Raw genomic sequence first — 13,208 nt, 5'->3', positions numbered from 1 at the left:
GAACCTTGCCCAGGTCATTCTGGGTAGGAAGTTCGGTCACCACTCAAGCTGTTGCGCCCTGCCCGGAGCCCCGCGTGGCCCCGGGCAGGGCCGCGTCTCTTCCTGGTCACCCCCAGGAGGAAAACCAGTGAGCAAGAACAAGAAGGCGTACCTGGCCGCGGCCGTGGGCCTCGGGCTCGTCACGCTGTCCGCGTGCGGCTCGTCGTCCTCGGGCGGCGGGGACGCCGCGGAGTCCAAGACGGTCACCCTGGTCAGCCACGACTCGTGGGCCGTCTCCAAGAACGTGCTCAAGGACTTCGAGAAGAAGTCCGGCTACAAGGTGAAGGTCGTCGAGGACGGCGACGCCGGCCAGGCCGTCAACAAGGCGATCCTGTCCAAGGGCAACCCCGTCGGCGACGTGTTCTTCGGCGTCGACAACACCCTGCTGTCCCGCGCCCTCGACAACGGACTGTTCACCTCCTACGAGGCCAAGGGCATCGACCAGGTCCCGGACCAGTACCGCCTCGACAAGGGCAAGAACCGCGTCACGCCCGTCGACACCGGCGACATCTGCGTCAACTACGACAAGAAGTACTTCGCCGACCACAAGCTGACGCCGCCGGCCTCCTTCGCCGACCTGGCCAAGCCCGCGTACAAGAACCTGCTGGTCACCGAGGACGCGGCGACGTCCTCGCCGGGCCTCGGCTTCCTGCTCGGCAGCGCTGCCCAGTACGGCGACGACGGCTGGCAGTCCTACTGGAAGAAGCTGAACGCCAACGGCGTGAAGGTCGTCAGCGGCTGGGACCAGGCGTACAACGAGGAGTTCTCCGGCAGCGCCGGCGGCAAGAAGGCCGGCGGCGACCGCCCGCTCGTCGTCTCCTACGCGTCATCCCCGCCCGCCGAGGCGATCTACTCCGACCCGCAGCCCAAGACCTCGCCCGTCGGCGTCGCGACCGGCACCTGCTTCCGGCAGATCGAGTTCGCCGGCCTGCTCGACGGGGCGAAGAACGAGAAGGGCGGCAAGGCCTTCCTCGACTTCCTGATCTCCAAGCAGTTCCAGGAGGACATGCCGCTCAACATGTTCGTCGACCCGGTGGCGAAGAACGCCGTCGCGCCCGCCGACTACACCAAGTACGCGGTCGAGATCGACAAGCCGCACACCATGAGCCCGCGGAACATCGCGGACCACCGCGACGAGTGGGTCAAGACGTGGACGTCGCTCGTCAGGAAGTGACCCAGGACAAGGCCGAGGTCACGGACAAGACCGGGGCCACGGACAAGACCGGGGCCACGGACAAGACCGGGGTCACGGACAAGGCCGAGGCCGCGAACCGGCCGCGCCGGCTCCGTACGGGGAGCGCGGCGCGGCTCGGTCTCATGGCCGTGCCCGCCGTGTTCTTCGGGCTCTTCTTCGCCTACCCCGTCGCCGCGATCGTCGAGCGCGGTCTGCACGCCGACGGGGTCTGGCGCCTCGGCCGGATCCTCGACGTGCTCGGGGAGGCGGACGTCCGGCACGTCCTGTGGTTCACCGTGTGGCAGGCGCTCGCCTCCACCGCGCTGACCCTGCTGATCGCCCTGCCCGGCGCCTACGTCTTCGCCCGGCTCGACTTCCCCGGCAAGCAGGTGCTGCGGGCCGCCGTCACCGTGCCGTTCGTGCTGCCCACCGTCGTCGTCGGCACCGCCTTCCTCGCGGTCGTCGGCCGCGGCGGACTCCTCGACGATCTGTGGGGCGTCCGGCTCGACACCACCGTGTGGGCCATCCTGCTCGCGCACGTCTTCTTCAACTACGCCGTCGTCGTACGGACCGTCGGCGGCCTGTGGGCGCAGCTCGACCCGCGCCAGGAGGAGGCCGCGCGGATGCTCGGCGCCTCCCGCCTCGCCGCCTGGCGCAAGGTGACGCTGCCCGCGCTCGGGCCCGCCGTCGCCGCCGCGGCCCTGATGGTCTTCCTCTTCACCTTCACGTCGTTCGGTGTCGTCCAGATCCTCGGCGGCCCGGGATTCTCCACGCTGGAGGTGGAGATCTACCGGCAGACCGCGCAGATCTTCGACCTGTCGACCGCCGCCGTGCTGACCATCGTGCAGTTCGCGGCCGTCGGGCTCATCCTGCTCGTGCACGCCTGGACCGTGCGGCGCCGGGAGAGCGCCCTGCGGCTCGTCGACGCCGCGCACACCGCGCGCCCGCCGCGCGGCGCCGGCCAGCGCGCCCTGCTCGCCCTCGTCCTCGCCACCGTCGCCGTGCTGATCCTGCTGCCGCTCGGCGTCCTGGTCCAGCGCTCCCTGCAGGCCCCCGGCGGCTTCGGCTTCGCGTACTACCGCGCGCTCGGCGACGCCGACGGCGGCACCTTCCTCGTGCCGCCCATCGAGGCCGTCTGGAACTCGCTGCGTTACGCCCTCGCCGCCACCGCCGTCGCCCTGGTGATCGGCGGACTCGCCGCTGCCGCCCTCACCCGGCGGGCGGGACGCCTGGTCCGCGGGTTCGACGCCCTGCTGATGCTGCCGCTCGGCGTCTCCGCCGTGACCGTCGGCTTCGGCTTCCTCATCACCCTCGACGAACCGCCGCTCGACCTGCGCCAGTCCTGGTGGCTCGTGCCGCTCGCCCAGGCGCTGGTCGGCGTGCCCTTCGTCGTGCGCACCATGCTGCCGGTGCTCCGCGCGGTCGACGGGCGGCTGCGCGAGGCCGCCGCCGTGCTCGGGGCCTCGCCGCTGCGGGCCTGGCGCGAGGTCGACCTGCCGATGGTGCGCCGGGCGCTCCTGATCGCCGCCGGATTCGCCTTCGCCGTGTCGCTGGGCGAGTTCGGCGCCACCGTGTTCATCGCGCGGCCCGACAACCCGACGCTGCCGGTGGCCGTGGCCCGGCTCCTCGGCCGCGCCGGCGACCTCAACTACGGGCAGGCGATGGCCCTGTCGACCGTCCTCATGGTCGTCTGCGCCGTCTGCCTCCTGCTGCTCGAACGCATCCGGCCCGCTCGGGCCCAGACGGGGGAGTTCTGATGACGGCCCTACTGGCTCTGGACGAGGCGACCGTACGGTTCGGCGGGCGCGCCGTGCTCGACCGGGTGGACCTGGAGGTCGCCGAGCACGAGATCGTGTGCGTCCTCGGCCCGAGCGGCAGCGGCAAGTCGACGCTGCTGCGCGCCGTCGCCGGACTCCAGCCGCTGGACGGCGGCCGGATCGTCCTCGGCGGGCGCGACCAGCGGGGGGTGCCCGCGCACAAGCGGGGCGTCGGCCTCATGTTCCAGGACCACCAGCTGTTCCCGCAGCGCGACGTGGGCGCCAACGTCGCGTTCGGGCTGCGCATGCACGGCGCGGCGCGCGCCGAACAGTCCGCGCGCGTGGGGGAGTTGCTGGAGCTCGTCGGACTGCCGGGCGCCGCGCGCCGTGCCGTCTCCGCGCTCTCCGGCGGCGAACAGCAGCGCGTCGCCCTCGCCCGAGCTCTGGCCCCGCGCCCCCGGCTGCTCATGCTCGACGAGCCCCTCGGCCAGCTCGACCGCTCCCTGCGCGAACGCCTCGTCGTCGAACTGCGCGAACTGTTCGGCGAGTTGGGCACCACCGTTCTCGCCGTCACCCACGACCAGGGCGAGGCCTTCGCGCTCGCCGACCGGGTCGTCGTCATGCGCGACGGCCGCATCGCCCAGTCCGGCACCCCGCTGGAGGTGTGGCAGCGCCCCGCCGACGAGTTCGTCGCCCGCTTCCTCGGCTTCGACAATGTCGTCGAGGCGACCGTCTCCGTGTCCGGCGACGCCGCCGACACCCCGTGGGGCAAGGTCCCGGTGCCCGCCGGCTCCCCCCAGGGGCAGGTGAAGATCCTCGTACGTCCCACAGGGGTACGCCTGGTCGACGCCGCCGACGCCCAGCTGACCTGCACCGTGGCCGCCCGGACCTTCCGCGGCACCCATGTCGCGCTCCAGTTGCAGCCCGGCGACGCGCCCCGGCTGGAAGCTGCCTGCGGGCTGCGCTCGGCCCCCGGGCAGGGCGCCGAGGTCGGCGTCGCCTTCGACGCCGAGGAAATCGTGGTGCTGGGCGCGGGGCCCGTTCCGTAGGGTCGGGATCATGGCGACCCACACAGACCCCCGAAGCCCGCTCACGCACGACCGCTACTGCTCCGAGATCGTGGCCCAGACCGGACTGCTGAGACAGCACCTGACCGGCGCCGATCTCACCACCACCGTCCCGACCTGCCCCGACTGGAGCCTGCGCGAACTCGCCGTGCACGTCGGCGGCGCGCACCGCTGGGCCGAGACCCTCGTACGGACCCGCGCGGGCGAGGACGTCCCCGAGGAGCAGGTGCCGCACTTCGCCGGGCCGGACAGCGAGGACCCGGCCGCGCTCGACGCCTGGCTCGCCGAGGGCGCGGAGCTCCTCGCCGCCACCCTGCGCGCCGCCGGCCCCGAACAGCCCGTGTGGACCTGGGCCTGGCGGCAGGACGCCGGGTTCTGGGCCCGCCGCATGACCCACGAGACGGTGATCCACCGCGCCGACGCGGCGATCGCCGCCCAGGCCGACTACGACGTGGCGCGGGAGGTGGCCGCCGACACGATCGAGGAGTGGCTGGAGATCGTGCGCTTCGCGCAGTCCTTCCCGGAGGACAACGCCAACGAGCTGCGCCACGGCGGCCGCACACTGCACCTGCACGCCACCGACACCCCGCCAGGTGCCCCGTCCGCCGAGTGGGTCCTCGACCTCGCCGACGACGGTCTGTCCTGGAGCCACGAGCACGCCCGCGCCGACGTCGCCCTGCGCGGTCCCCTCACCGAGCTCGTCCTCGCGTTCTACCGCCGCACCTCGCCCGACGCTCCGGCCCTCGAGGTCCTCGGCGACCGTGAGCTGCTGGACTTCTGGCTGAAGGTGGCGACCTTCGGCTGAGTACCGCCCCGGTCAGGGCAGCGCGACGGGGCGCCACCGAGGGGTGACGCCCCGCATGCCAGGAGCAGGAGCGGTTCGAGCGGGGTCAGCGCTGGGCCGCGCCCCGCTTGCGCAGCGCGAACACGATGCCGCCGCCCGCGACGACGAGCGCCGCGGCGAGACCGGCGAACAGCGGGGTGTTGGAGCTCGATCCGGTCTCGGCCAGGTTGTCCGAACTGCCCGCAGGCGCAGGCGAGTTGCTCGGGGCCGGGGCGGCCGGGGTGGGAGACGCCGGAGCCGAGGTGCTCGGCGCGGGCTTCGAAGGCGCCGGCTTCGACGGGGCGGGCTTCGAGGGCGCCGGCTTCGACGGCGCGGGGGTGGTGGCGCAGGCCTTGCCCGGCGCGGTCACGTCCGGCGAGATGTCCTCGTCGACCTGGTCGCCGGCCTTCACGTGCACGCGGTACGTGGCGTTCGGCTGCCAGTTCTCCTTGAACGTGAGCGTGGCGCCCTCGCGGGTGCCCTGCACGTCCTGAGAGCCGATCAGCTTCTCGGTGCCGCCCGACTTCAGGTAGACCGAGACGGTCGCCTTGACGCCGGACGGGTCCTTGTCGACCACGGTGATGACGCCCTGCTCGCCGGCGCACTCGGCGACGGCGGTGAACTCACTGATGTTGCACGCCGACGCGGTGCCGGCGGCGCCGAGCGCCAGCGCCGAGGCGGCCGCGGCCACACCGGCGAAGCGGGCGGCACGGGCGGATATGCGGGGGGTAACGGACACGGCTGTCCTTCACGGGATCAGTACGGGATGCCGTACAGAAGAGGGGTGCGGTGAGGGAGCGTCACGGTGTGCGCCAAGCGGCACACGCCGAGGGCGCGCACCAAGCGGCACACGCCACAGCTCCGGCCTCGGCACCCTCACGGTCCCCAAACGTTTACAAGTGCCCGTGACACAGCGTCAATACGGTGCGGTGAAGACCGGTCAGTCTTGACCCGTGCTTGACCCGAGGGCGCGGATCGCCTCGGCGGCCTCCGCCGGGGTGTCCACGAGCGCGATCCGGTGCTCCATGGACCTCTCGCGCGCCAGCGCCCGCAGCAGCGGCCAGGCGGGCAGCTTCTCGGTCCAGTGTGCGCGGCCGACCAGCACCATCGGCGTCGGTTCGCCCCGGGACTCGTAGTAGTTGGGCGTGGCGTTGTCGAAGACCTCCTGCACGGTGCCGGCGGCGCCCGGCAGGAAGACGACGCCCGCGGTCGACCGGGCGAGCAGCCCGTCCTCGCGCGTGGCGTTGGCGAAGTACTTGGCGATGTGCTCGGCGAACGCGTTCGGCGGCTCGTGGCCGTAGAACCAGGTGGGGATGCCGACCGAGGCGCCGCCGAGCGGATGGCGGGCCCGCACCTCGAACGCGGCGGCCGCCCAGTCCGTGACCGACGGGGCGAACGACGGTGCCTTGGCGAGGAGTTCGAGCGACTCGTCGAGCATGGTGTCGTCGAACGGGGCCGCGTACGCGCCCAGGTTCGCCGCCTCCATCGCGCCCGGGCCGCCGCCCGTCGCCACCGTGAGACCGCACCGCGCGAGGGTCCGGCCGAGCCGGGCCGCCTCCGCGTAGTCCTCGGTACCGCGCGCCATGGCGTGGCCGCCCATGACGCCCACCACCGGTGCCCCGCTGAGGAGTTCGTCGAGCGCGTCCGAGACCGAGTCGTCGTGGATCGCGCGCAGCATCGACGCGAAGACGTCGCCGTCCGCCTTCGTGTGCTGGAACCAGGCGTACGCGCGGGCGTCCGGTGTCGCCTCGTAGCCACCGGACGCCAGGTGCGTGAACAACTCGTCCGGCGTGTAGAGGTGCCCGCGGTACGGGTCGAAGGGGAGGCCGGGGACCGGGGGGAAGACCAGGGCGCCCCGGGCCCGTACGCTCAGGGCCGCCTCCGGCGTCATGGGGCAGCCGAGGAAGAGGGCGCCCGCCGTCTCCACGGCGAGCAGCCGGTCGGTGCGCTCCGTCAGGTCGACGGCCTGCACCCGGTGACCGGCGATCGAACCGCTCGCGGCCACCTCGTCGAACTCGGCGACCGTCTCGATCTCGCGGTCGTGGGCCGCGCCGGGCAGGGCGGGTTCACCCGAAGGTGCTGAGGGATCACTCGAAGGTGACGGTGTCGGCTGCACCCGCCCAGCTTAAGCACGCCCGCCCGGCGCGGACTTGATCAGTCCTGGATGACGCTCGGGTCCATCCACGCGACCTCGAAGGTGTGGCCGTCGATGTCGTCGAAGGCCCGCCCGTACATGAAGCCGTGGTCCTGCTTCTCGCCGGTCTCGGTGCCGCCGGCCGCGATCGCCCGCTCGACGAGCTCGTCGACCTTCTCGCGGCTCTCGGCGCTCAGGCACAGCAGCACCTCGCTGGAGGTGGTCGAGTCGATGATCGTCTTCTTCGTGAAGCCGGAGTACTTCTCCTTGGTCATCACCATGAGGATGATCGTGTCGCTGACGACCACGGCGGACGCGGTCTCGTCCGTGAACTGCTGGTTGATCGTGAAGCCGAGCTCCGTGAAGAACTTCTTGGACGCGTCCAGGTCGCTCACGGCCAGGTTCACGAAGATCATCTGCTGGTACTGGTGCTGCGTCATGAGGGGCCCGTCGCCTTCTGTGTCGTGCGGTCGCTTGGCTGTCGTGATGCTCGCAGGGTTAGACGCCCGGCGCGGGCAAAACTCATCGCGCCAGCAGCGGAGCCGCCGAAAGTTCTGCGACGGCCCAGGTCAGCGGGCCGAAAACGGCGAGCAGCGCGCCCGCGCGGAGCGCCGCGGAGCTCCGCAGCAGGGTCGCCGGGGCGCCCAGTCGCAGCAGCGCCGTCTGGGTGTGCCGGCGGACCTGGCGGGCCTCGACGGCAGCCGTGGCGAGCGTCGCGAGCGTGCAGCCGACGACGAGGACGCCGCCGATCGCCGACAACGGGCCGAGCGCCGGGCGGGCGCCCGCCAGCACGGTCGCCGCGTAGACGCCGGAGGCCACCGCGCACACGACACCGAGCGGCCGGCCGATGCGCCCGGCCTCCTCCATCAGCACCCGCCCCGCGAGCAGCCGCACCGCGCCGGGCCGTACGGCCTGCAGGGCGCGCCCGCACTGGTAGGTCAGGCCCGGCCCGACGAGTGCCAGGCCGACCGCGGTGAGCGCCCAGCCGGCCAGCACACCGGACGGGCTGCCGCCGAGCCCGCCGGGCATCGGGAACCCGGCGCCGCCGCGCGCGTGCGCCGCGTACGTCTCGACGGCGAGTCCGGCGGCGAGCAGCGCCACGCCCCACGGCAGACCGCTGGGCGCGGCGGCCGGTTCCTTCAGGTCCTGCGGTGCGTCCGTGGCCGCCTTGGCGCCGCCCGCCCGCACGATCCGGGGCCGCAGCACCAGGGCGCTGGCCGTGGACGCGGCGAGCGGCACGAAGGCGAGCAGGGTGAGCGTGGCGGCCAGCGGCAGCGGCTGGTCGGCCGCGAGCAGCCCGCGGGCCGCGCCGTCGAACGGCAGCCCGGTCAGGTCGCCGCGCAGGTGCAGGAAGAACAGGAGGGCGAGCGTCGAGCCCAGCGTGCAGGCGACGGCGGTGGACACCGAGGCGAGCAGCGTGAGGCGGGCGGGGCCGAGGCCCACGGCGGAGAGTCCGGAGCGGGGTTTCGTGCCGGGGTCGGAGCGGGCGACGGCGACCGCCAGATAGACGGTCGCGGCGAGCGGCACCACGCACCAGGCGAGCCGGAGCACGGCGTCGCCGGAGGACTCGGGGTGACCCATCGCGTAGCCCAGCGTGCACAGCAGCAGGAAGCCGGTGCCCGCCGAGGCGGCGGCCACGAGGAGTCTGCGCAGCTGGACCAGGGGATGGGCCCCGCGGACTAGACGGAGAGCGAGCACGCGGCCCGGCCTTCCGCCTCGGGCTGCCCGGCGGGCAGGTGCACGGTGTTCACGCGGCGGCCGTCGAGCAGCGGCACGGTGCGGTCGGCGAGTGCGCCGACCTCCGCGTCACTGGTCGCGAGCACCACGGTGATGGAGTGCGAGCGGGCCGCCGCGGTCAGGGTGCGCAGGACGTGCGCGCGGTCGGCCTGGTGCAGGGTCGCCGTCGGCTCGTCGGCGAAGACGACGTCGGGCGCGTGCACCAGGGCGCGGGCGATGGCGACGCGCTGCCGCTCGGCCATGTGCAGGGCGTGCGGGCGCTTGCGGGCGAGATGCCCGACGTCGAGCCGCTCCAGCCATTCGTGGGCGGCGGTCTTGGCGGGGCGGCGGCCGCCCCCGCGCAGCATGAGCGGCAGGGCGGTGTTCTCCCACACGTTCAGCTCGGGGACCAGGGCGGGCTCGGGGTCGATCCAGCCGAAGCGGTCCCGGCGCAGCCGCTCGCGCACCAGCGGGCCCATCGTGTGGACCGGGGCGCTGTTGAACCACACCTCGCCCTGCTGGGGCAGCAGCTGTCCGGAAAGGCACTGCAGCAGGGTCGTCTTGCCGGCGCCGCGCGGGCCGCCGACGGCGAGGATCTCGCCCTGGCGCACCCCGAGCGAGACACCGGTGAGCGCGGGCGAGCCGCTGTGGGAGAAGTGCAGGGCGCGTGCCCAGAGCACGTCGTTGTCCGGCGGGGCCACCATGGCGTACACCTCGGTTCAGATCAGATATGCCGGGAAGTTCCCGTCCCCCGTACGGGGGAACGAAGGCAGGGCCGATCGGTCACAGGGCACGCTAGGTTTTCCGGCCGGTGGCGCCGGACGCGACGCGGCCCGGCCGCTCCCATCTCACTCGGACGGGTGCAGCCGGGCCGTGGTGCGCGCTGGTTCCGTGGTGCGCGCGGCTCAGATCCCGAGGCGTGGCTCGGGGCCTGGGCGGAGGGCTCAGATCTTGGTCCAGGCCTCGGTGAGGACCTGGCGGATGATGCCCTCGATCTCGTCGAACGTCGCCTGGTCGGAGATCAGCGGCGGCGACAGCTGGATGACCGGGTCGCCACGGTCGTCGGCACGGCAGTACAGGCCGTACTCGAAGAGCTTCTTCGAGACGTAGCCGTACAGGACGCGCTCGGACTCCTCGTCCGTGAAGGACTCCTTGGTGGCCTTGTCCTTCACGAGCTCGATGCCGTAGAAGAAGCCGTTGCCGCGGACGTCGCCGACGATCGGCAGGTCGTTCAGCTTCTGCAGCGTGTTGAGGAAGTTCGCCTCGTTGTCCAGCACGTGCTGGTTGAGGCCCTCGCGCTCGAAGATGTCGAGGTTGGCGAGACCCACGGCCGCCGACACGGGGTGACCACCGAAGGTGTAGCCGTGCAGGAAGGTGTTGTCACCCTTGTAGAACGGCTCGGCGATGCGGTCCGAGACGATCGCGGCACCGATCGGGGAGTAGCCCGAGGTCATGCCCTTGGCGCAGGTGATGATGTCCGGCACGTAGCCGAACTTGTCACAGGCGAACATCGTGCCGAGGCGGCCGAAGGCGCAGATGACCTCGTCGGAGACGAGCAGCACGTCGTACTGGTCGCAGATCTCGCGCACGCGCTGGAAGTAGCCGGGCGGCGGCGGGAAGCAGCCACCGGCGTTCTGCACCGGCTCGAGGAAGACGGCCGCGACCGTCTCCGGGCCCTCGAACAGGATCTCCTGCTCGATCTGGTCGGCGCACCAGCGGCCGAAGGCCTCCGGGTCGTCACCGTGGATCGGGGCGCGGTAGATGTTCGTGTTCGGCACCTTGTGCGCGCCCGGGACGAGCGGCTCGAAGGGGGCCTTGAGGGCCGGCAGACCCGTGATGGACAGGGCGCCCTGCGGGGTGCCGTGGTAGGCGACCGCGCGGGAGATGACCTTGTACTTCGTGTGGTTGCCGTTGAGCTTGTGGTACTGCTTCGCAAGCTTCCAGGCGGTCTCCACGGCCTCGCCGCCACCGGTGGTGAAGAAGACCTTGTTCAGGTCGCCCGGGGCGTAGTGGGCGAGGCGCTCGGCCAGCTCCACGGCCTTGGGGTGGGCGTACGACCAGATCGGGAAGAAGGCCAGCTCGGCGGCCTGCTTCGCGGCGACCTCGGCGAGCTCCTGGCGGCCGTGGCCGGCCTGGACCACGAACAGGCCCGCGAGACCGTCGAGGTACTTCTTGCCCTTGTCGTCGTAGATGTAGGTGCCCTCGCCACGAACGATGGTGGGTACGGGCGCGTTCTCGTACGACGACATGCGGGTGAAGTGCATCCACAGGTGGTCGTACGCGCTCTGGCTGAGGTCCTTGCTCACGGCTATCGGGTTCCCCACATATAGGTCTGCTTCTTGAGCTTGAGGTAGACGAAGCTCTCGGTGGAGCGCACGCCGGGCAGGGCCCGGATGCGTTTGTTGATCACGTCCAGAAGGTGGTCGTCGTCCTCACAGACGACCTCCACCATCAGGTCGAACGAGCCTGCCGTCATCACGACGTACTCGCATTCCGGCATGGCCGTCAGCGCATCCGCCACGGGATCCAGGTCGCCCTCGGCGTTGATGCCGACCATCGCCTGCCGGCGGAATCCCACGGTGAGCGGGTCCGTGACGGCGACGATCTGCATCACGCCCTGGTCGAGCAGCTTCTGGACGCGCTGGCGGACCGCTGCCTCGGACAGGCCCACGGCCTTCCCGATGGCGGCGTACGGACGCCTGCCGTCTTCCTGGAGCTGTTCGATGATGGCGAGGGAGACGGAGTCCAGAGGCGGGCTTCCGCCGTTCCTCGAACTGGGTCCCTTGGGGTCTGCGCTGCGACTGGCCACGACCTCACTGTGCACGAGGTCTCGTCCGTTTCGCAACCCCAGATCGATGAAATTCGTTGTCTGCCACCTCGAACTTCACGGATTCCGTAGTTCGTGAGGGTCGGGGGGTGTTGAAAACGTCGGCGGTCCGACTAGGGTGGGACGTCTCAGGGGCTGGACACCGGCGCGCGCCGTGCGCAGGACGCCAGAACCCTGCAGGAACCGAACGTCTTCTCAGGTCAGGAGGGCCGGCAGTGACCACCAGTGAGCTGCGTCGTCTGCGTAACTACATCGACGGTGAGTTCCGGGACGCCGCCGACGGACGGACCACGGACGTGGTCAACCCCGCCACGGGCGAGGCGTACGCGACCGCGCCGCTGTCCGGGCAGGCCGACGTGGACGCGGCGATGGCCGCGGCCGAGGCGGCGTTCCCCGCGTGGCGCGACCTCACGCCGGGCGAGCGCCAGAAGTACCTCCTGAAGATCGCCGACGCGTTCGAGGAGCGGGCCGAGGAGCTCATCGCGGCCGAGGTCGAGAACACGGGCAAGCCGATCGGCCTCACCCGCAGCGAAGAGATCCCGCCGATGGTGGACCAGATCCGCTTCTTCGCCGGTGCCGCCCGCATGCTCGAGGGCCGCTCCGCCGGCGAGTACATGGAGGGCCTGACCTCCATCATCCGCCGCGAGCCGATCGGCGTCTGCGCCCAGGTCGCGCCGTGGAACTACCCGATGATGATGGCCGTGTGGAAGTTCGCCCCGGCGCTCGCCGCGGGCAACACGGTGGTCCTCAAGCCGTCCGACACCACCCCGGCGTCGACGGCCCTGATGGCCGACATCATCGGCTCGATCGTCCCCAAGGGCGTCTTCAACGTCGTGTGCGGCGACCGTGACACCGGCCGCGCCATGGTCGAGCACCCGACCCCGGCGATGGCCTCCATCACCGGCTCGGTGCGCGCGGGCATGTCCGTCGCCGAGTCCGCCTCCAAGGACCTCAAGCGGGTCCACCTGGAGCTGGGCGGCAAGGCCCCGGTCGTCGTCTTCGGTGACGCCGACATCGCGAAGGCCGCCGAGGGCATCGCCGAGGCCGGTTACTTCAACGCCGGCCAGGACTGCACGGCCGCCACGCGCGTGCTGGTCCACGAGTCCGTGCACGACGAGTTCGTGAGCGCGCTCGCGAAGATCGCCGCCGAGACCAGGACCGGTCAGCCGGACGACGAGGACGTGCTCTACGGCCCGCTGAACAACCCGAACCAGCTGAAGCAGGTCTCCGGCTTCATCGAGCGCCTCCCGGCCCACGCCAAGGTCGAGGCCGGCGGTCACCGGGTCGGCGACAAGGGCTACTTCTACGCCGCCACCGTCGTCTCGGGCCTCAAGCAGGACGACGAGATCATCCAGAACGAGGTCTTCGGCCCCGTCATCACCGTCCAGTCCTTCACGGACGAGGAGCAGGCCGTCGCCTACGCCAACGGCGTCGACTACGCCCTCGCCTCCTCCGTGTGGACCAAGGACCACGGCCGTGCGATGCGCATGTCCAAGGCCCTCGACTTCGGCTGCGTGTGGATCAACACCCACATCCCGCTGGTCGCCGAGATGCCGCACGGCGGCTTCAAGAAGTCCGGCTACGGCAAGGACCTCTCCGGCTACGGCTTCGAGGACTACACGCGCATCAAGCACGTCATGACCTCGCTGGACGGCTGAGACCCACCCCTCG

At 71.6% G+C, this 13,208-nt stretch carries 12 protein-coding genes; 5 read left to right on the top strand and 7 right to left on the bottom strand.

Going from position 1 to position 13,208, the window contains the following annotated elements; genetic code table 11:
* Window positions 1–127 precede the first annotated feature (127 nt).
* The 4 genes from IAG42_RS09530 to IAG42_RS09515 all read left to right on the top strand — a co-directional run bounded on the left by IAG42_RS09530 (window position 128) and on the right by IAG42_RS09515 (window position 4,842).
* Window positions 128–1,213, top strand: a complete 1,086-nt coding sequence (locus IAG42_RS09530) for a thiamine ABC transporter substrate-binding protein (RefSeq protein WP_188336596.1) — start codon at window positions 128–130, stop codon at window positions 1,211–1,213.
* A 143-nt stretch (window positions 1,214–1,356) separates the two neighbouring features.
* Window positions 1,357–2,970, top strand: coding sequence for an ABC transporter permease (locus IAG42_RS09525; RefSeq protein ID WP_188341278.1), 1,614 nt, complete (start codon window positions 1,357–1,359; stop codon window positions 2,968–2,970).
* Window positions 2,970–4,019 carry an ABC transporter ATP-binding protein gene (locus tag IAG42_RS09520; RefSeq protein WP_188336595.1) on the top strand — a complete coding sequence of 350 codons (1,050 nt, stop codon included), beginning with the start codon at window positions 2,970–2,972 and terminating at the stop codon, window positions 4,017–4,019. Before IAG42_RS09525 ends, IAG42_RS09520 begins: the two co-directional genes overlap by 1 nt.
* A gap of 10 nt (window positions 4,020–4,029) precedes the next feature.
* On the top strand, window positions 4,030–4,842 hold the full coding sequence (locus IAG42_RS09515) for a maleylpyruvate isomerase N-terminal domain-containing protein (RefSeq protein ID WP_188336594.1): 813 nt from the start codon (window positions 4,030–4,032) through the stop codon (window positions 4,840–4,842).
* 85 nt (window positions 4,843–4,927) lie between these two features.
* On the opposite strand, the gene IAG42_RS09510 is transcribed toward IAG42_RS09515, so the two are convergent.
* The 7 genes from IAG42_RS09510 to IAG42_RS09480 form a co-directional block, all read right to left on the bottom strand.
* Window positions 4,928–5,599, bottom strand: coding sequence for an LAETG motif-containing sortase-dependent surface protein (locus tag IAG42_RS09510; protein WP_188336593.1), 672 nt, complete (start codon window positions 5,597–5,599; stop codon window positions 4,928–4,930).
* Window positions 5,600–5,800: 201 nt separating this feature from the next.
* Window positions 5,801–6,919 (bottom strand): LOG family protein, encoded by a 1,119-nt coding sequence (locus IAG42_RS09505; protein ID WP_188341277.1) that lies wholly within the window; start codon window positions 6,917–6,919, stop codon window positions 5,801–5,803.
* Window positions 6,920–7,014: 95 nt separating this feature from the next.
* Window positions 7,015–7,434, bottom strand: coding sequence for a VOC family protein (locus IAG42_RS09500; RefSeq protein ID WP_188336592.1), 420 nt, complete (start codon window positions 7,432–7,434; stop codon window positions 7,015–7,017).
* Between the two features lie 82 nt (window positions 7,435–7,516).
* Window positions 7,517–8,692: a hypothetical protein gene (locus tag IAG42_RS09495; RefSeq protein WP_188336591.1), complete on the bottom strand. Its 1,176-nt coding sequence runs from the start codon at window positions 8,690–8,692 to the stop codon at window positions 7,517–7,519.
* Entirely contained in the window at window positions 8,674–9,414 is a 741-nt protein-coding gene (locus IAG42_RS09490; RefSeq protein WP_188336590.1) for an ABC transporter ATP-binding protein, read from the bottom strand. The genes IAG42_RS09495 and IAG42_RS09490 overlap by 19 nt, the downstream gene beginning before the upstream one ends.
* Window positions 9,415–9,654: 240 nt before the next feature.
* Complete coding sequence (locus tag IAG42_RS09485) at window positions 9,655–11,034, bottom strand: aspartate aminotransferase family protein (RefSeq protein WP_188336589.1); 1,380 nt, start codon at window positions 11,032–11,034, stop codon at window positions 9,655–9,657.
* Window positions 11,019–11,534, bottom strand: a complete 516-nt coding sequence (locus IAG42_RS09480; RefSeq protein WP_188336588.1) for an Lrp/AsnC family transcriptional regulator — start codon at window positions 11,532–11,534, stop codon at window positions 11,019–11,021. The genes IAG42_RS09485 and IAG42_RS09480 overlap by 16 nt, the downstream gene beginning before the upstream one ends.
* A gap of 218 nt (window positions 11,535–11,752) precedes the next feature.
* Between IAG42_RS09480 and IAG42_RS09475 the strand changes: the two genes are divergently transcribed.
* On the top strand, window positions 11,753–13,195 hold the full coding sequence (locus IAG42_RS09475) for a gamma-aminobutyraldehyde dehydrogenase (protein WP_188336587.1): 1,443 nt from the start codon (window positions 11,753–11,755) through the stop codon (window positions 13,193–13,195).
* Window positions 13,196–13,208 lie beyond the last annotated feature (13 nt).

Source organism: Streptomyces xanthii, from assembly GCF_014621695.1.
Taxonomy (GTDB): domain Bacteria; phylum Actinomycetota; class Actinomycetes; order Streptomycetales; family Streptomycetaceae; genus Streptomyces; species Streptomyces xanthii.
This window is presented reverse-complemented; position numbering and strand designations above follow the sequence as displayed.

Excerpts from the sequence above, each read along its gene's own strand:
- IAG42_RS09525 (WP_188341278.1), top strand. The coding sequence starts at position 1,357 with ATGGCCGTGCCCGCCGTGTTCTTCGGGCTCTTCTTCGCCTACCCCGTC.
- IAG42_RS09520 (WP_188336595.1), top strand. The coding sequence starts at position 2,970 with ATGACGGCCCTACTGGCTCTGGACGAGGCGACCGTACGGTTCGGCGGG.
- IAG42_RS09515 (WP_188336594.1), top strand. The coding sequence starts at position 4,030 with ATGGCGACCCACACAGACCCCCGAAGCCCGCTCACGCACGACCGCTAC.
- IAG42_RS09500 (WP_188336592.1), bottom strand. The coding sequence starts at position 7,434 with ATGACGCAGCACCAGTACCAGCAGATGATCTTCGTGAACCTGGCCGTG.
- IAG42_RS09490 (WP_188336590.1), bottom strand. The coding sequence starts at position 9,414 with ATGGTGGCCCCGCCGGACAACGACGTGCTCTGGGCACGCGCCCTGCAC.